The 16,754-nt window shown below is 68.2% G+C and carries 15 protein-coding genes and 1 pseudogene; 10 read left to right on the plus strand and 6 right to left on the minus strand.

Annotation, left to right across the window (positions count from 1 at the left end; translation table 11 throughout):
* The first annotated feature begins 112 nt into the window (after nucleotides 1–112).
* From ACPUER_RS21410 to ACPUER_RS21430, 5 genes are all read left to right on the plus strand, one after another.
* On the plus strand, nucleotides 113–406 hold the full coding sequence (locus ACPUER_RS21410) for a hypothetical protein (protein ID WP_072442498.1): 294 nt from the start codon (nucleotides 113–115) through the stop codon (nucleotides 404–406).
* A complete protein-coding gene (gene mdtN / locus ACPUER_RS21415) occupies nucleotides 403–1,452 on the plus strand; it encodes a multidrug transporter subunit MdtN (RefSeq protein WP_175959392.1) in 1,050 nt (349 codons plus the stop codon). Before ACPUER_RS21410 ends, mdtN begins: the two co-directional genes overlap by 4 nt.
* Complete coding sequence (locus ACPUER_RS21420) at nucleotides 1,433–3,484, plus strand: FUSC family protein (protein WP_425132047.1); 2,052 nt, start codon at nucleotides 1,433–1,435, stop codon at nucleotides 3,482–3,484. The genes mdtN and ACPUER_RS21420 overlap by 20 nt, the downstream gene beginning before the upstream one ends.
* Nucleotides 3,471–5,015, plus strand: coding sequence for a TolC family protein (locus ACPUER_RS21425; RefSeq protein ID WP_425132048.1), 1,545 nt, complete (start codon nucleotides 3,471–3,473; stop codon nucleotides 5,013–5,015). Before ACPUER_RS21420 ends, ACPUER_RS21425 begins: the two co-directional genes overlap by 14 nt.
* Nucleotides 5,016–5,325: 310 nt before the next feature.
* On the plus strand, nucleotides 5,326–6,042 hold the full coding sequence (locus ACPUER_RS21430; protein ID WP_425132049.1) for an MgtC/SapB family protein: 717 nt from the start codon (nucleotides 5,326–5,328) through the stop codon (nucleotides 6,040–6,042).
* 45 nt (nucleotides 6,043–6,087) lie between these two features.
* Here the strand turns inward: ACPUER_RS21430 and ACPUER_RS21435 are convergent, their stop codons facing one another.
* Entirely contained in the window at nucleotides 6,088–6,804 is a 717-nt protein-coding gene (locus ACPUER_RS21435) for an autoinducer binding domain-containing protein (RefSeq protein ID WP_425132050.1), read from the minus strand.
* Nucleotides 6,805–6,877: 73 nt separating this feature from the next.
* Between ACPUER_RS21435 and ACPUER_RS21440 the strand changes: the two genes are divergently transcribed.
* From ACPUER_RS21440 to ACPUER_RS21455, 4 genes are all read left to right on the plus strand, one after another.
* Nucleotides 6,878–7,321: a DUF4902 domain-containing protein gene (locus ACPUER_RS21440; RefSeq protein ID WP_175959396.1), complete on the plus strand. Its 444-nt coding sequence runs from the start codon at nucleotides 6,878–6,880 to the stop codon at nucleotides 7,319–7,321.
* A gap of 211 nt (nucleotides 7,322–7,532) precedes the next feature.
* A complete protein-coding gene (locus ACPUER_RS21445) occupies nucleotides 7,533–8,141 on the plus strand; it encodes an acyl-homoserine-lactone synthase (protein WP_072442486.1) in 609 nt (202 codons plus the stop codon).
* Nucleotides 8,142–8,192: 51 nt separating this feature from the next.
* Complete coding sequence (locus ACPUER_RS21450) at nucleotides 8,193–8,957, plus strand: hypothetical protein (RefSeq protein ID WP_425132051.1); 765 nt, start codon at nucleotides 8,193–8,195, stop codon at nucleotides 8,955–8,957.
* A 283-nt stretch (nucleotides 8,958–9,240) separates the two neighbouring features.
* Nucleotides 9,241–9,627 (plus strand): VOC family protein, encoded by a 387-nt coding sequence (locus ACPUER_RS21455; RefSeq protein WP_310140928.1) that lies wholly within the window; start codon nucleotides 9,241–9,243, stop codon nucleotides 9,625–9,627.
* 454 nt (nucleotides 9,628–10,081) lie between these two features.
* Here the strand turns inward: ACPUER_RS21455 and ACPUER_RS21460 are convergent.
* From ACPUER_RS21460 to ACPUER_RS21480, 5 genes and pseudogenes are all read right to left on the minus strand, one after another.
* Nucleotides 10,082–10,453, minus strand: a pseudogene (locus tag ACPUER_RS21460) (transposase); the annotation flags it as partial.
* Nucleotides 10,454–10,520: 67 nt separating this feature from the next.
* Nucleotides 10,521–11,711 carry a M20 aminoacylase family protein gene (locus ACPUER_RS21465; protein ID WP_425132052.1) on the minus strand — a complete coding sequence of 397 codons (1,191 nt, stop codon included), beginning with the start codon at nucleotides 11,709–11,711 and terminating at the stop codon, nucleotides 10,521–10,523.
* Nucleotides 11,712–11,789: 78 nt separating this feature from the next.
* The gene (locus ACPUER_RS21470) at nucleotides 11,790–13,124 is read right to left on the minus strand and encodes a DUF3100 domain-containing protein (protein ID WP_425132053.1); all 1,335 of its coding nucleotides are present in this window, start codon (nucleotides 13,122–13,124) and stop codon (nucleotides 11,790–11,792) included.
* A gap of 48 nt (nucleotides 13,125–13,172) precedes the next feature.
* Nucleotides 13,173–14,690: an aldehyde dehydrogenase family protein gene (locus tag ACPUER_RS21475; RefSeq protein WP_425132054.1), complete on the minus strand. Its 1,518-nt coding sequence runs from the start codon at nucleotides 14,688–14,690 to the stop codon at nucleotides 13,173–13,175.
* A 54-nt stretch (nucleotides 14,691–14,744) separates the two neighbouring features.
* Nucleotides 14,745–15,617 carry an NAD(P)-dependent oxidoreductase gene (locus ACPUER_RS21480; protein WP_425132055.1) on the minus strand — a complete coding sequence of 291 codons (873 nt, stop codon included), beginning with the start codon at nucleotides 15,615–15,617 and terminating at the stop codon, nucleotides 14,745–14,747.
* Nucleotides 15,618–15,760: 143 nt separating this feature from the next.
* Here ACPUER_RS21480 and ACPUER_RS21485 point away from each other — a divergent pair, with 143 nt between their 5' ends.
* Nucleotides 15,761–16,669 (plus strand): LysR family transcriptional regulator, encoded by a 909-nt coding sequence (locus ACPUER_RS21485; protein ID WP_425132056.1) that lies wholly within the window; start codon nucleotides 15,761–15,763, stop codon nucleotides 16,667–16,669.
* Nucleotides 16,670–16,754: the final 85 nt, after the last annotated feature.

Genomic DNA, 16,754 nt, shown 5'->3' on the forward strand with positions numbered 1-16,754 from the left:
GGTCCGCATCGCGCTGCTTTATTATCGGCCCCGTATCGCGGAATCGTCGTCGCGGCGGCGAACCGCATTGCGCCGCGCCCGGCATCCCCCCCATCGTCGAGCTCGCCACACCATGAGAAAAACAACGCCGCGCGCGCCCCTGCGCGTCGCCGCCGTCCTGACGCCAGCCCTGCCGCTCGCGGGCTGCGCATCGCGCGGCGCACCGTCGTACGTGCTGTTCGGCGCGTATTTCCCGCTCTGGCTCGTCAGCGCGATCGTCGGCATCGTCGGCGCGATCGTTGCGCACCGCGTGTTCGTCGCGACCGGCTGGGCCGCCACGGTCCCTTACCAGCTTGCCGTCTGCACCGCGATCGGGCTCGTGATCGCCGTGCTCGTCTGGCTCACCGGCACCGGGCCGTTCGCATGAAGGCCGCCGGAACCGCCCGCCCCTCCATGAAAGGCCGCGTGATCGCGCTCGCGATCGTCGCGCTCGGCATCGCGGCGCTCGCGTACGCGTACCACCGCACGACGGCCTACCCGTCCACCGACGATGCGTCGATCGACGCGGACATCGTGCATGTCGCGTCGCCTGTCGGCGGGCGCATCGTGCGGCTCGCGGTGCATGAAAACCAGCGCGTCGCGAAAGGCGACCTGCTGTATGAAATCGATCCCGTACCGTACCGGCTGACGGTTGCGCAGGCGCAAGCCGACCTCGAGCTCGCGCGCGCATCGCTCGACACGCGCCGCCGTTCGCTGATCGGCGAACGCTCGAACGCGGCGGTCGCCGCCGAGCAGGTCAAGCGCGCGGCGCAGAACGCCGACCTCGCGACGCGCGACGTGAACCGACTCGCGCCGCTCGCCGCGCAGGGCTACGTCAGCGCACAGCAGTTCGACCAGGCGAAGGTCCGCCAGCGCGATGCGGCCGTGTCGCTCGCGCAGGCGCAGGAACAGCAGCGCGCGTCCACACAGACGATCGGCGACGAAGCCGACGCGATCGCGACGCTGCATGCGCGCGAGGCCGCGCTGGCCCGCGCGCAGCACGCGCTCGACGATACGGTCGTGCGCGCGCCGCACAACGGGCTCGTGACGGGCCTGACCGTGCTCGCCGGCGAGACCCTCGCGCCGAACCAGTCGATCTTCACGCTGATCGACGCGAGCGAATGGTTCGCCGTCGGCAATTTCCGCGAAACGTCGCTGAATCGCATCGAGGTCGGCGACTGCGCGACCGTCTATTCGATGATCGACCGCAGCCGCCCGATGACGGGCAAGGTCGTCGGCATCGGCGCGGGCATCGCGGACAGTGCTCGCATCAACCTGCCGCGCTCGCTGCCGATCGTGCAGAACTCGGTGAACTGGGTACACGTCGCGCAGCGCTTCCCCGTGCGCGTGAAGCTCGACGAACCCGACGGCAAGCTCGTGCGCGTCGGCGCCAGCGCGATCGTCGAGGTCCGGCATGGCACTGCCTGCCGCTGACGTCCGCTCGCCGGGCCCGCGCGAAGTCCTGCGGCTGCTGGCACCGTTTCCGGGGCGCACGGCGATGGCCGTGCGCGTCGCGCTGATCTGCGCGCTGGTCGTGCTCGTGACGAGCGGCTACGGCACGCCGGAAGCCGCGATCTCCGCGTATGTCGTGTTCTTCCTGAACCGTGCCGACCGCGTGACGAGCGTCGTGCTCGCGGTCGCGATGCTGCTGCTCGTCACGGTCGTGATCGCGCTCGTGATGGGCGTCGCGATCTTCAGCATCGACTATTCGATCCTGCGGGTCGCCTGCATGACCGTGATGTCGATCGGCCTGCTCTACCTGACATCCGCCAGCAAGCTGCGCCCGGTCGGCGCGATCCTCGCGATGATCGTCGGCTTCGGGCTCGACCAGCTCGGACTGGCGCCGTTCGGCGAAGCCGCGACACGCGCGCTGCTCTATGCATGGCTGATGGTCGCGATCCCGGTCGGTGTCGCGATCGTCGTCAACCTGCTGATCGCGCCGTCGCCGCGCAAGCTCGTGCACGCGCAGCTCGCGAAACGGCTGCGGCTCGCCGCGCGGCGGCTGCGCGGCGATGACAGCGGCGACTCTCGCGCCGCGTTCGACGCGAGCCTGCACGAAGGCGACAAGCAGTTGCTCACGTGGCTCAAGCTGTCGAAGCTCGAAGGCTCGTCGGCGGCCGCCAACGTCGTCGCGCTGCGGCAGGCCATCGCATCGAGCACCGCGCTGCTCGTCGCGGTCGCGCTCGCCGACCGCGAACCCGACGCGCGGCTGCCCGACGCGTTTGTCGAGCCGATCGCGACGACGCTCGACGAGATGGCCGCCATCCTCGAACGCGGCGGTTATCCGGTCGACGTGACGCTCGCGCTACCGGCAGCCGAAGCGCTGCCACCGCTCGCGCGCGTCGTCGCGACGGATCTGCACACGGCGATCACGCACTTCGCGGAACCGGCCGAGGCCGATGCTTCGGCCGACACAGCCCACGCGCACGCCGCCGACACGCCTGCCGAACCCGCCGCACCGCCCGCCCCCGGCGGCGGCTTCTTCCTGCCCGACGCGCGCACCAATCCCGACCACATCCGCTATGCGCTGAAGACGACGGCAGCGGCGATGTTCTGCTACCTGCTGTACTCGCAGCTCGACTGGTCGGGCATCCATACCTGCTTCATCACCTGCTACATGGTGTCGCTCGGCTCGACGGCCGAAACGGTCGAGAAGCTCACGCTGCGCATCGCCGGCTGCATCGTCGGCGCGCTGCTCGGCACCGCCGCGCTCGTGTTCGTCGTGCCGTCGCTGTCGTCGATCGGCGAGCTGATGGCGCTCGTGTTCGCCGGCGCATGGCTCGCCGCGTGGGTCGCGTTCGGGTCGCCACGCATCGCCTACGCGGGCTTCCAGGTCGCATTCGCGTTCTTCCTGTGCGTGATCCAGGGCGCGGGCCCCGGCTTCGACCTGACGCTCGCGCGCGATCGCACGATCGGCATCCTGCTCGGCAACGTGGTCGTGTATCTCGTGTTTACGCGCATCTGGCCCGTCAGCATCGGCAAGCAGATCGACGCGGCGCTCGCGGCGCTGCTCGACCAGTGGCGGCGCGTCGCGCAGATCGCGCAGCCGGCCGAGCGGCGCGCGCTGGCCGCCGAAGCGTTCGCACGCCACGGCGCGATCTCGCAGGAGCTCGGCCTGATCCATTACGAACCGTCGTGGGTGCGGCCGGCCGCCACGTGGCTCGCCGCACGGCGGCGCGCACTCGCGGAACTCGGCGCGCTCGAAGGCCCGCTGTTCCTGCTCGCCGAGCGCGCACCGGGCGACGCGGCGATCGGTGCGCGGCTCGCACGCGTGGTCGACCTGCACGACGACGAAGCCGCGCCTCGCGCGGATTCCCCCGCGCCGCCGGCCCCACCGCCGAATGTCGCCCCCACCGACCCCGCACGCGACGCGCTGCTGAACCTGATCGACACGCGGCTCGCGCACATCGCCGACGCCGCCCGTCAAGCCACACCGAAGGAGCCTGCCCCCCATGCGCCTACCTGAACCGCCGGCCGCCTCGATCGCCGCCGCCGCCCTCGCGACCGCCGTCGCGCTGGCCGGCTGCGCGACGTCGTCGATCGATCTGGCGCCGGAGGCGTCCGACCGCCCGTGGCAGCCGCAGACCTCGGCCGCGGGCGACATCGTGCCCGCACCGCCGCGCGCGACCGCGCAAGGCGCGCACGACTACACGCTGCCAGCCACGCCCGCGCTCGCGTCGGTAGCGCCGCCTGCCGCGCTCGATTCCGCGCATGCGTACACGCTGCCCGAGCTGATCGATCTCGCCGAATCGGCGAACCCGCTGACGCGCATCGCATGGAACGACGCGCGCAATGCGGCGCTCGCGGTCGGCATCGCGAAAGCCACCTACCTGCCGAAGCTGTCCGCGACGGCCATGGGCGCGTACCAGGCGAGCCACGGCTCGACGTCGACGATATTCGGCGACTCGTCGAGCGACACGACCGTGCACGGCACGATCTCGGCGCTGTCGCTGCAATGGCTGCTGTTCGATTTCGGCGGCCGCGCGGCGCGCGTCGAAGCGGCCGAACAGGCGTCGATCGCATCGAACGTCGCATTCACGGCCATGCACCAGCAAGTGATCCACGACGTGACCGTCGCGTACTACCGCTACGAAGCCGCGCGCTCGCGCGCACTCAGCGCGCAGCAGGGCCTCGCGAACGCGGACGCGATCCTCGCGGCGTCCCGCGCGCGGCTCAAGCATGGCGTCGGCACGGTCGTCGAGCTCGCGCAGGCGACGCAGAACCGTGCGCAGGCGAACCTCGCGCTCGTACAGGCGAGCGGCACGGAGAGCGACAGCTACCTCGCCCTCGTGTCCGCGCTCGGCATCTCGCCGCTGTCGAAACCGACGATCGCCGCGCTGCCGAAACGGCCGCTGCCGCCCGCGCTCGGTTCGTCGGTCGACGCGATCGTGTCGGACGCGATCGCGCGCCGCCCCGACCTGCAGGGCGCGTTCGCGCTCGAAAAAGCCAATCGCGCGAAGATCAAGGCCGCCGAAGCCGCGTTCATGCCGAAGATATTCCTGTCCGCTTCGACGTCGTATGCGAGCGGCGGCACGGCCATCACCGCACTGCCCGCGATCGGCGACCAGGCGCCGACCGTCAACCTGAACGGCAGCCGCTACGGCGGCGGCGTGTTCCTCGGCGTGACGATCCCGCTGTACGACGGCGGCCTGCGTTCGGCTGTGCTGATGCAGGCGCGCAACGACGCGCAAAGCGCATCCGCGCGCCTCACACGGACCAAGGAGGAAGCCGTCCGCCAGGTCGTCGCCGCGCAGAACGCGGTGCAGACGAGCCTCGCGTCGCACGACGCCGCGACCGCGCTCGTCGATGCCGCGCAGACGAGCTACGATGCGGCGCTGACCGCGTACCGGAACGGCGTCGGCTCGGTCACCGATGCGACGATCGCGCAAAGCCAGTTGCTCGCGGCGCGGAATGCGGAGGTCGACAGCTACGCCGGCGCGCTGTCGGCGGCTGCCGCACTCGCGCTCGCGACCGGGACGATCGGCTCCGCGCAGTAGCGCAACCGCCGCCGGGCGGTTGACGCATGCGCACGCCGCCCACTAGAATGCCGCCCATTCTTTCTTCAGGAACCATCGTGGACAGTTGCAGCACTCCGTTGCGTGCGCCGCTTGCCGCCTGAACGCCTGTCCGACGCAGTTCTCTCCTGCCCCGGCTCGCGTTCCGCGAGCCCGCACGCCTACCCGTTTCACACTGAATGACGCATACGCGCGGTACAGTACCGCGCGATGACGGCTATCGTCGCGTCGCCTTCGGCATTGCGCCACGGCGATGCGAGCCGCTATGCGCGCCTTGCACGGCAGGACAACCATGACTTTCGATTTCGCACTCCGTCTTTTCACCGCGTTCGCCTGCGGCGTCGCCATCGGCCTCGAGCGCCAGATGCGTCAGCGCACGGCCGGCCTGCGCACGATCACGCTCGTCGCGAGCGGCGCGTGCCTGTTCGTCACGCTCGGCGTGTTGACCGGCAACGGCGTCGCGGGCGTCACGCAGATCGCCGCGTACGTCGTGTCGGGCGTCGGCTTTCTCGGCGGCGGCGTGATCATGCGCGACAAGGGCTCGATCCAGGGCATCAACACGGCCGCGACGCTGTGGTGTTCGGCCGCCGTCGGCGTGCTGTCCGGCTCCGGCCATTACGTGCCCGCGCTCGCCGGCACGGGCGTCGTGCTGCTCACCAACACCGTGCTGCGCGGCGTCAGCCAGGCGATCAACGCGACGCCCGTGTCGAACGCCGATCTCGTGCGCGAATACCAGATCACCGTGATCTGCCTCGCCGCCGACGAAGTGCACATCCGCACGCTGCTGTCGAACTCGATGTACGCGAAGCCGCTGTCGTTCCAGAGCCTGACGAGCGAGGACGTGCCCGACCAGCCGGACCGGCCGGACCGGCTGAAGGTGACCGCGACGCTGAAGCTGCATCCGAAGGATCAGCAGAAGCTCGAGCAGATCGCGAGCCGGATGAGCATGGAGAAGAGCATTTCCAGCGTGAGCTGGACCGCGAAGGAAGCGGAGCCGTTGATGGAGTGAGCGGCATGGCGGCCGCCGGATTCGGCGTCGCCGCCCTCGCTCGCGTCAGGCCTCGATGAGCCCGGCCGAGATCGCCTTGACGACCGCCTGGACCTTGTTCGTCGCGCCGAGCTTCTCGAGGATGTTGTTGACGTGGAAGTTGACCGTCCGCTCCGAGATGCTGAGGATCTGGCCGATTTCGCATGCGGTCTTGCCTTCGGCGGTCCAGCACAGCACCTCGCGCTCGCGCGCGGTCAGCGTGACGCCCGCCGCGGGTGACAGCTTCGGCACCATGAAGCGGCTCATCAGCGAATGCGACAGGTTCGCGAGCCAGTTCGTCTGCAGCGTCAGCATATTGATCTCGGCCGGCGTGAGCCGGTCGGCGTGGCGCGCGATGCTCAGCAGCCCGAACGCACCGCGGGCCGCCCAGCTCGACTGCGCGACACCCACCGACAGCCCGAATTCGCGCGCGTCCTGCCACAGCGGGTTCGGATCGATCCGGTCGACATCCGGCCAGACGATCATGTTGGTGCTGTGCGCGCCGTCGCGCACCGTCGAATCGATCTCGATGTAGTTCCGCGCCTGGTAGTGCGCCATCCAGCCATCCGGATAGGTATCGAAGATCGCGACCGACGGTTTCGACACCGGCAGCGGCACGCGAATGCCGTAACAGCAATATTCGAATCCCAGCCGTCTGGAATAGGCGGCGATCCGCTGGAAGAGCTGCTGCTCGTCTTCCGCGGCGCTGAATTGTTGATAGGCATCCTGCCAGCGCAGTTCCATTCGTTCTCCGACAACGTCACGCTGTCATACTTGTCAGGTGCCAGCTCCAGTTCGAGGCTGATACATTCCGCGCATGACTTCACCTTTGCTGCACCCGGTCCCCGGCCCGTCCCCGGACGGCTACGTGCGCCTGTCAGAAGGCGCACTGGCCGCGCTTGTACTCGATCATGTCACAAGCGGCCTCGATACATCGCTGCTCGCGGAACTGCGCGACAACGCGATCGACGCACGCCTCGCCGGCTATACCGAATGGCAGCGCACGGCCCGTGCCGGCGTCCCTTACGTGACGGTCGGCTGGGACTGGTACCTCGAACGCGCAACGGGCACGTTCGTCATCACCGGCGGCGACGTCCGCAGCAACGTAATGGCCGTCGACGCCACGGGTGCCGACATCGGCATGTTCCGCACGGCCGCCGCGCTCGTCGCGCGGCTCGCCTGCATCGACTGGCACGCCGCAGTCGCGTCGGCCCTGCTCGGTCGCAACGACGCCTATCATGCCGGTCCGACGCTCCAGTGACAACCGGCTGCGCATTCATCTGACAATTTCCATGATGCTGGCGCTCTTTATAAGCAAAAGCGCCCGGTTTTTCAATCCCGTCGATCAAGAAACCGTTACCACGTCCTAAATGGCGTCTTTGCGCCGCCCAACCTGTAAGAGTTACCAGTTACCGCCTCCTCGTGCCGCGCGATGTAATGCGTGCATACAAAAGCACAAATCCGAGGACACCATGCGGACCTTCGTTCACGAAGAAGGGCGGTTGCCACACGAACTTGCAGCGGATCTCGGGCGCTACCGGCGCCGCGTGTTCGTCGAACAACTCGGTTGGGAGCTCCCGTCGGCGAACGAAAGCTTCGAGCGCGACCAGTTCGATCGCGACGATACCGTGTACGTGTTCGCGCGAAATGCCGGCGGCGACGTGTGCGGATGTGCGCGCCTGCTGCCCACGACGCGCCCGTATCTGCTGCAGTCGCTGTTCGCCGACCTGATCGCCGCAGACATGCCGCTGCCGCAATCGGCGGCCGTCTGGGAGCTGTCCAGGTTCGCGGCGACCGACGACGAAGGCGGGCCGCGCAATGCCGAATGGGCCGTGCGACCGATGCTCGCGGCCGTGGTCGAATGCGCGGCGCAGCTTGGCGCGCGGCAGTTGATCGGCGTGACATTCGCGAGCATGGAGCGGCTGTTCCGCCGGATCGGCATACACGCGCACCGCGCAGGCCCGCCGAAGCAGGTGGACGGACGTCTGGTGGTCGCGTGCTGGATCGATATTGATCCGCAAACGTTTGCGGCACTAGGAATCGAGCCGGGGCAGGCAGCCCGGCAAGCCATCGCCGCCTGAGCCGGAACGCGCGTTTCCGTCCGGGCGGCATCGTAACGAAGGAGAACCAACGTGGACCAGTCTCAGGTCTTTCGCGCGATGATGCCCGGGTTGACGAGCGCCAGCGGCGCCCGCATCGCGGTCGCCTATCCGTCGTTTCCCAGGCCGCTGCCGCTCGTGCGGCTCGACCGCCGCGGGCTCGTGTTTCGTGCCGTCGGCGCCGCGCCGCTCGTCTGCGGGCTGCCGCGCGCGGCGACGCTGCTGGTCGCGGACGAGCCGCTTTGCTCGCTGCGCCTCGTGATCCGCGATATCGCCCCGGCCGGCGAGGGCCGCCACGACCTGACGATGCAGCCGTCCGGCGCCGCCGGCGACGAATTGCTGTGGCATGCGCTACGCGACCACGCACCTTACCGGCAGATTCAACACCCGCTCGCGCCCGTCGGCGCGCCCCTCGCCGCGGCGAGCGAACCGCACGCGGCGGCCGGTGAAGCCGGGCCGCGCCCGGCGCGGCGCGCGGCGTTCCGCCTGCCGTGCCACAGCGACGCGCTGTTCTTCGCGGACTGGCTCGAATATCACTTCGACGAGTTGCGCGCGCTGTCGCAACAGCACGGGCCGCAACTGCAGCTCAACCAGCTCGAGCGGCAGGTTGCCGACGACGAGGTTGGCGTGCGCTTCGTCTACGACATCGACGGACACGCGACGCGGCATGCGCTGACCGACTGCGCGCGCGAGGCCTGTGCGTGGATCGAGACGGAAATGCGCGACAAGTACGCGCTGCCTGTCGCGCAGGAACGGTTCGGTGCGTTTGCGGCGCACGCGCGGGCTGGCGGAATGTGAGTGCGGTATCGGTTGCATCGACGCGAGGCGGCCGGTACGGCAGCAAGTTGCATCGATACAACGGGGGCTTGCCAACCCTCGGGTTTTCCCTTAAATTTATGTCTGTCTCCTCCATGTCTCCAAACATGGATTCAGCCCGCTCAAGCAGCGGGCTTTTTTATTGCCTGTGCGAATTGCGGGGCCATACCGCCCGACGCCCTCTGCCAGAGCATTCCGGCGCGCCACAATCCGAATCGGTCGGATTATCATCGGCGGGACTGCCACGCCCCCCCCCGAGTCCAACTTGCACGCCCATCTGCGCATTGCCCGCCCGGTTGGCAACCTTGCCAGAACAGAGCGCATGTATCGCGACGCCCTCGAATTGTCGGTGCTCGCGCGCTTCGAAGATCACGACGGTTTTTCCGGCGTGATGCTCGGACGCGAAGGACTCGACTACCACTTCGAATTCACGCACTGCCCGGACCATCCGATCGCCCCGTCTCCGACGCCCGAAGACCTTATCGTCTTCTACCTGCCCGATCGTCCGGCATGGGAAGCTGCCTGCGAGCGTGCGACCGCGCACGGCTTCATGCCTGTAATGTCGTTCAATCCGTACTGGGACATATCGGGCCAGACATTCGAGGATGCCGACGGCTACAGGATCGTGCTGCAGAACGCCGCATGGCGCTGACGGCCCGATGTACGTGAGCCATTACGCGCCGGCGCCGCCGCCGGGGCGCGCGACATACACGACGTGCCGCCGAAGCGCATGCCCTTCCGGCAAATAGGGTCGCCATTGCACAGCGGCTCATCGGTTGGTGGGACAGGCAGATCGTCTATACGTTGGCCGGATCACGCGAGAGGTTCATCAGCAAGATTGAGGTTCTCAAGCAGATTTCTGAAATAGCTGCCAATCTTGAAAGGGACGAACTTGCGCCGGACTTCGAAACCCTTCTGCCCCCCGTCGAACACGAACCTGACTCGATGCTGGCGCGACAGATTGAACTGGTCGATGGCACTAGGAGCGATTACGCAACAGCCAGACGGGAACAATGGCGCGCTCACGAACAGCGTTACATCTGGTCCACCACCCGCCTTGATATGGCTGCGCGTCTCATCCGATACGACAGCATTCTCGAGGAAGCATGGAAGGACACCCGGCGGCTCAACCCCAGATAACCACATGCCTTGCGTTGCGAGAGACCCCGCCGAGTCAGGACTTCCAGCGCTTCGCGCCGGCCCGTTGGCGTGCTCATTTTTTTTGGCTGAATTCCTTCAGGCCGTCGATGACCAGCAATTGCTCCGCAATCAGGCGCTTAAGCCGCTTGTTCTCCGATTCCAGATCCTTGAGCCGACGGGTGTCGGCCACATCCATGCCGCCGAACTTGTTGCGCCAACGATAGAACGTCTGTTCCGAGAATGTTGTGGCGCTTGCACAGATCCTTCACAGTCTCGTCCTGGCTCTCGGCCTCGCGCAAGATTCGGATGATCTGCTCGTCGGTAAATCGCTTCTTCATCGAGTTCTCCTTGCCTCCAGGATAAAAGAGAACTCACTTGCCAAATGGCTACAAGAAACGGCTCAGGTCACCGCCCCAAAACCCGCTCCACCAACCTCACGAAATAACTCGCCCCCACCGGCAGCAACGCATCGTTGAAGTCATAACTGGCGTTATGCAGCAGGCAAGGCCCGCCGCCATGCCCATGCACGTGATGATCGCCCGCCCCGTTCCCGAGGAACGCATAACAACCCGGCTTCTCGCGCAGCATGAACGAGAAATCCTCCGCCGCCATGGTCGGATCGACGGCGGCGTTCACATGCGCGTCGCCCACCAGCTCGCGCATCACCGCCACCGCCACCGCGGTCTGCTCGGCGTCGTTCACGGTAGCCGGATACTGGCGCTGGAAATCCACCTCGCTCTCGCAATCGAAGGCCGCGGCCGTCCCGGCCACCACGGCGCGCATGCGCGTCTCGATCAGGTCGAGCGCCGCATCGGAGAAGGTCCGCACCGTGCCGCCGAGCCAGGCATCGGTCGGCACCACGTTCATCGCCTCGCCCGCATGCACCTGCGTGACCGACAGCACCGCGCCGTCGATCGGATTTCGGTTGCGCGTGACGATCCCCTGCAGAGCACTCAGCACCTGCCCCGCCGCGAACACCGGATCGCGGCCCAGGTGCGGCATGGCCGCGTGGCAGCCGGCACCGCGCAAGTTGATCCGGAACAGGCTGGTCGATGCCATCAGCGGCCCCGGCCGCACCGCAAAATCGCCGGCCGCGATGCCAGGCCAGTTGTGCAGCCCAAACACGGCATCCACCGGGAAACGCTCGAACAGGCCGTCCTCGATCATCGCGCGCGCGCCGCCGCCCGACTCCTCGGCCGGCTGGAAGAACAGCTGTACGGTGCCGTCGAACTCGCCATGCCGCGCCAGATGGCGCGCGGCCCCCAGTAGCATGGTGGTGTGCCCGTCGTGGCCGCAGGCATGCATCGCGCCGGGCACCGTCGAACGATGCGCGAAGGTGTTGGCCTCCTGCACGGGCAGCGCATCCATGTCCGCGCGCAGGCCGATCGCGCGCGCGCTGCCGCCGCGCTTCAAGGTGCCGACCACGCCGGTGCGGCCGATGCCGCGCGTGACGGCATAACCCCATTGCTCGAGCCGCTCGGCAACGAGTTCGGCGGTACGGAACACGTCGTAGCCCACCTCGGGATGGGCATGGATATCGCGGCGTATCGCCGTCAGTTCGTCGGCGTGCGCGACGATGGAATCGATCAGTTTCATGCGGATGGGAGCGCTTTGTCGGTCGTCGCGGCACGGCGGCGGGACGGTTCATGCCGCCCGCCGCCGTGCCGCGAGGCATCAGATATGGAACAGCTGCGCCACCAGGGTCGCGCCGATGAAGGTGCCGGCATTGGCCACGAAGGACACCAGCACGATGCGCCAGCCGAGCCGGCGGAAGGCCGGGATGTCCTTGGCGATCGACAGCCCCGCGAACACCAGCATCGGCGTGGTCACCCCGAGGAAATCGTTGTGCGAGCTGAGCGCGGCGATCTGCGAAGCCCACGGGCACCACGGCGAGGTCAGGAACATCGCCACCACCGATACCCAGCAGACCGCCGGAATCCGCCGTCCCGTCACGCGCGCCAGCGCATCGCCGACGATCGTCGCGCACACCATGATCGCGATCCCCGGCAGTCCCGCCAGCGGTGTGGTGCCGTGGGCGATCCAGTCGCACACCAGCGCCATCGCGGCCGTCACGATCCAGGCCAACAGCTTGCCGCCGTAGCCGAGCGCGGGCGCCTCGGTCCGCACGTCGCGCAGCGACGGGCTGGCCACTTCGGGCTGCGCCGATGCCTTGGTGGTGCGGCCGATCAGCGGCTCCAGCACGCGATAGCCCCAGACCGCGAGCGGCAGCGAGATGAACAGCGTGAAGTAGGTACCGATGGTGGTGGTGATCAGGTTGCTGGCCGCGGCGAACGCGAGCACCGATTTCGCCGTCTCCGGGTCCTGCTGCGCGGCGATCGCGCCCGAGGCCGCCGCCATCATGCTGCCCGAGCCGACACCCGAGCCCATCGCCAGCGCGAGCGGATCGAAGATGCCGAGGCTGCTCACGAAACCCGCGAACACGGCGATGAAGACCGCACCGAACACTGTGCCGGTCAGGTACTCGGCCAGCACGCCGCGGCCCTCGGCCGAATCCATGCCGTACTTCTCGCCGATGATCGCCAGGCTCGGCTCGCGGCCCACCGAGAAGGTCGCGCCAATCGCCTCGCGCTTGATGCCGAGCAGCAACGCGAGCGGCAGGCCGAGCAGGATGGTGCCGACGAAGTGGCCGAATTCCTGGAAGGCCAGTGCCCAGCCCGCCGACGCCAGCTTGGGCAGCGCGCTGCCCACCATCAGCCCGAGCTTGGAGACGAACAGCAGCAGCGCCGGCTGCAGGATCGCGGCCGCGAAGAACTGGTCGGGCACGCTCAGGCGCGCACTGCTGTTCCAGCGCGCGCTGGCCAGCCCCACCGCGGCGCCGAGCAGCAGCGCCCAGATCATCGGCAGCAGCACGACCTTGCCCGGTCCGAGCTTGAACGTGAACGAGCCGATCCATTCGGCGACCAGCAGGATGCCGGCCGCGTAAAGCAGGACCTTGGCGGTGGCCGCGCCGCCAAGCTCGCGGCGCTCGATACCCAGTGCGTGTTCCATGACGAATCTCCCCTTGAAGCCCGGCTGCCGTCGAATGCGGGCCGGTGGTTACAGATAACCGAACGCGGTGGGCGGCGCTTCGGCCGTCTCGACCCACACGCTCTTGGTCTGCGTGTATTCGTACAGCGCCTCGACTCCGCTCGAGCGGCCGTAGCCGCTCATGCCGTAGCCGCCGAACGGGGAGGCCACGTTGATGGTCTTGTAGCCGTTGACCCAGAAGGTGCCGGCATTCACCTGCGCGGCCACGCGATGCGCGCGCGCCACGTCGGTGGTCCAGGCCGCGCCGGCCAGGCCGAAGTCGGTGTCGTTGGGGGTCGCGACCCCCTCGCCCTCGGTGTCGAACGGGATGGCCGCCACCACCGGCCCGAAGATCTCGGTGCGCGCGACCTCCATCGCGTTCGACACGCCGGTCAGCACGGTCGGCGCCACGAAGTAGCCGCCGCGGCCCTCTCCGACACGCTCGGCCGAGCCGCAGGCGAGCGTGGCGCCAGCCGCCACGCCGCGCGCGATCATCGACATCACGTGGTCGTACTGCTTGCGATTGTTGATCGGGCCCACCTCGGTCGCATCGTCGAGCGGTGCGCCGACACGGATCTTCTTCGCCCCGGCAGCCACCATCGCGACGAATTCGTCGTAGACGGCACGCTGCACCAGCAGACGCGAGCCGGCCACGCAGCTCTGGCCCGCGCCGGCGAAGATCGCCGCCTGGGCGGTCAGCGCGGCGCGCTTGAGGTCGGCGTCGGCGAACACGATATTGGCCGACTTGCCGCCCAGCTCCAGCACGCACGGCAGCACGCGGCGCGCGGCGGCCTCGGCAATGCGCGCGCCGGTGGCCGGCGAGCCGACGAACACCACCTTGCTCACCACGCGATGCGCGATCGCGGCCTGCCCGGAGGTGTGACCGAAGCCGGCCAGCACGTTGACCAGGCCGCTCGGCAGCCCGGCCCGCTCGCCAAGCCTGGCGACCGCCAGCGAGGTGAAGGGCGTCAGCTCCGAGGGCTTGAGCAGCACGCCGTTGCCCATCGCCACCGCGGGCGCCACCTGCCAGCCGCAGGTGAACACCGGCGCGTTCCAGGGCGTGATCTGCAGCACCACGCCGGCCGGCTCGCGGCGCGTGTAGTTGAGGTGCGAGGTCGGCACCGGGATCACGCTGCCGTAGAACTTGTCGGTCCAGCCCGCGTAGTACTCGAACATCTCGGCGACCTTTGCCACCTCGCCCCGGCAGTCGCGGATCGGCTTGCCCGAGCCCAGCGCCTCCAGCCGCGCGATCGCCTCGGCCTCGGCGCGGATCGCGCGCGCCACCTCCTGCATCACGCGGCCGCGCGCGGCATGCGTAAGCGCCCACCATTCGCGCTGCGCGCGGCGCGCGCTTTCGGCGGCATGGTCGATCACGGCTGCGCCGGCGTCGCGATAGGCGAGCGTGGCCTCGCCCGTCGCCGCATCGTAAAGCTGGATCGTGTCGCCCTGGCCGGCGACGAGTTCGCCGTCGATATACGAGCCGATCGTGGCGGCACCGGGGAAGAAATGCGCGAAGGCGGCGAGCAACTCGTCTGCGTGCTGGGTCATGTCAGGTTTCCGTATATGTGAGTCGAGCGGGATCGTGTCGCGGGCTGCTGGGCCTCAGGCAGGGTCGAGAAAGTCGACGATGCGGTTGAAGTCCTCGCCGTCGGCGACGAATACCTCGCTGGCGGCCCACACGCGCGCCGCCTCGCGCGCTACCGGCGCGACGCTGTCGAACTGGTCGAGCAGGCCCAGCGCGAGCCGCACGTCCTTGCGCATCAGCTTCATGGTGAAACCGGAATCGAACTTGCCGTTGAAGATCCAGGTCGGGTAGTTGGTCAGCGTCGCGCTGTTGCGGCCAGAGCCGCCGTTGAGCGCCTCGACCAGCTTTTCCGGATCGACGCCGGCCGCGCGCGCGGTGCGCACCGCCTCGCTGGCGGCCAGCAGGTGCACGCCGGTCAGCAGATTGTTGAGCAGCTTGGTGACGTGGCCGGCGCCCACCGGGCCCACATGCACGCGCTTGGCGCTGATCACCGCGAGGATCGGCTCAATGGCCGCGATATTGCTGTCCGAGCCGCCCAGCACCATGGTCATGGTGGCGGTGGCCGCGCCCTTCGGGCCGCCGCTCACCGGACCGTCGACGAAGCCGATGCCGCGCTCGGCCAGGGCCGCCGCCACGCGCCGCGTGCTGTCCGGATCGGCCGTGGTGGTGTCGATCACGATGCTGCCCGGCCTGGCGTTCTCGAGCACGCCGCCCGCGCCCAGCACCACCGCCTCGACCACCGCCGAGGTCGGCAGCGACAGCAGCAGCACGTCGGCGTCGCGCGCGATCTCGGCCACCGAATCGCGCGCCGACAGCACCTCCTGCCCGGCCAGCGCTAGCGCCACGCCAGGCGCCGCGTCGTAGCCGAGCACCGTGTAATCGCCGCGCCGCAGCGAACCGGCCATGCCGCGCCCCATGTTGCCCAGACCGATCACGCCCACCGTTTTCATCCGACGACTCCCGTTAGCTGTTGGTTCGAGGCCGGCGCGCCAGATTGCGCACGCCTTGCATGGTCACGATGTTCGGTCGGGCAATCCGTATAATCAATCAACGCCAATATTGATATTGTTCTCTTTTTTAGAACACCAGAATCATGAGCGATACCCTTACCGACAGCCGGATCGTCTATTTCTACGAGGCCGTGCGCTGCGGCACGATCCGCGCCGCGGCCGACTGGCTCGACGTGGCGCCCTCGGCCGTGAGCCGCCAGATCGGGCTGCTGGAGAAGGAGCTCGACGCCATCCTGATGGAGCGCCACGCGCGCGGCGTGACGCCCACCGAGGCGGGACGCTGCGTGATCGAGTATTTCCGCGAGCAGCTCGCGCACCGCGACGATCTGATCTCGCGCCTGCAGGAGCTGCGCGGGCTCAAGACCGGGCAGGTCAGCCTGGTGCTCGGCGAGGGCTTCGTCTCGGATCTACTGGCCGGGCCAATGCAGCAGTTCTGCCGGCAGTTCCCCGGGATCCACGTCAACCTCGACGTGGGCAGCACCAACGACGTGATCCGCAAAATCTCTAACGATGAGGGCGAGATCGGCCTGGTCTACAACCCGCCCGCCGAGCCCAAGCTCGTGTCGCGCGCCTCGAAGCGGCAGCCGATGATGGCGATCGTCGGCCCCGACTTCCCGCGCCGCAGCCACAAGGTGTTGACGGTGCAGCAGCTCGCCACCTACCCGCTGGCGGCCACCCACCCCTCCTACGGCACGCGGCAGATGATGGAGGCCGTGGAATACGCCGAGCACGTGCGGCTCGGACCGATCGTCACCACCAATTCCTTCGCGATCCTGAAGGAGTTCGTGAAATCGGGACTCGGCATCGCGGTGATGCCAGCCTTCGCGGTGGCGGCCGAACTGCAGGCCAAGGAGCTGTTCGCGATCGAGATCGCCCATCCGATCCTCGAGAACGCCGAGGCGCACATGGTCACGCGCGTGGGCCGCAAGCTCTCGGTGGCCGCCAACAAGATGCTGCAGATGATGACGGGGCAGATGCGGGCGTTCCGCTAGTGTCCCGTTCCGCTGATTCGCGAACAAAGTCTATGCAGCTTTTCGAGGATGGAGTCGGCTGAGGCGGTCCAGACGAACGGTTTGC

The sequence above is a fragment of the Burkholderia sp. DN3021 genome, assembly GCF_049805555.1.
Lineage (GTDB): Bacteria > Pseudomonadota > Gammaproteobacteria > Burkholderiales > Burkholderiaceae > Burkholderia > Burkholderia pyrrocinia_C.

Excerpts from the sequence above, each read along its gene's own strand:
- ACPUER_RS21485 (WP_425132056.1), top strand. The coding sequence starts at position 15,761 with ATGAGCGATACCCTTACCGACAGCCGGATCGTCTATTTCTACGAGGCC.
- ACPUER_RS21475 (WP_425132054.1), bottom strand. The coding sequence starts at position 14,690 with ATGACCCAGCACGCAGACGAGTTGCTCGCCGCCTTCGCGCATTTCTTC.
- ACPUER_RS21425 (WP_425132048.1), top strand. The coding sequence starts at position 3,471 with ATGCGCCTACCTGAACCGCCGGCCGCCTCGATCGCCGCCGCCGCCCTC.
- ACPUER_RS21470 (WP_425132053.1), bottom strand. The coding sequence starts at position 13,124 with ATGGAACACGCACTGGGTATCGAGCGCCGCGAGCTTGGCGGCGCGGCC.
- ACPUER_RS21420 (WP_425132047.1), top strand. The coding sequence starts at position 1,433 with ATGGCACTGCCTGCCGCTGACGTCCGCTCGCCGGGCCCGCGCGAAGTC.
- ACPUER_RS21435 (WP_425132050.1), bottom strand. The coding sequence starts at position 6,804 with ATGGAACTGCGCTGGCAGGATGCCTATCAACAATTCAGCGCCGCGGAA.
- ACPUER_RS21430 (WP_425132049.1), top strand. The coding sequence starts at position 5,326 with ATGACTTTCGATTTCGCACTCCGTCTTTTCACCGCGTTCGCCTGCGGC.
- ACPUER_RS21445 (WP_072442486.1), top strand. The coding sequence starts at position 7,533 with ATGCGGACCTTCGTTCACGAAGAAGGGCGGTTGCCACACGAACTTGCA.
- ACPUER_RS21480 (WP_425132055.1), bottom strand. The coding sequence starts at position 15,617 with ATGAAAACGGTGGGCGTGATCGGTCTGGGCAACATGGGGCGCGGCATG.
- mdtN (WP_175959392.1), top strand. The coding sequence starts at position 403 with ATGAAGGCCGCCGGAACCGCCCGCCCCTCCATGAAAGGCCGCGTGATC.
- ACPUER_RS21440 (WP_175959396.1), top strand. The coding sequence starts at position 6,878 with ATGACTTCACCTTTGCTGCACCCGGTCCCCGGCCCGTCCCCGGACGGC.
- ACPUER_RS21465 (WP_425132052.1), bottom strand. The coding sequence starts at position 11,711 with ATGAAACTGATCGATTCCATCGTCGCGCACGCCGACGAACTGACGGCG.
- ACPUER_RS21410 (WP_072442498.1), top strand. The coding sequence starts at position 113 with ATGAGAAAAACAACGCCGCGCGCGCCCCTGCGCGTCGCCGCCGTCCTG.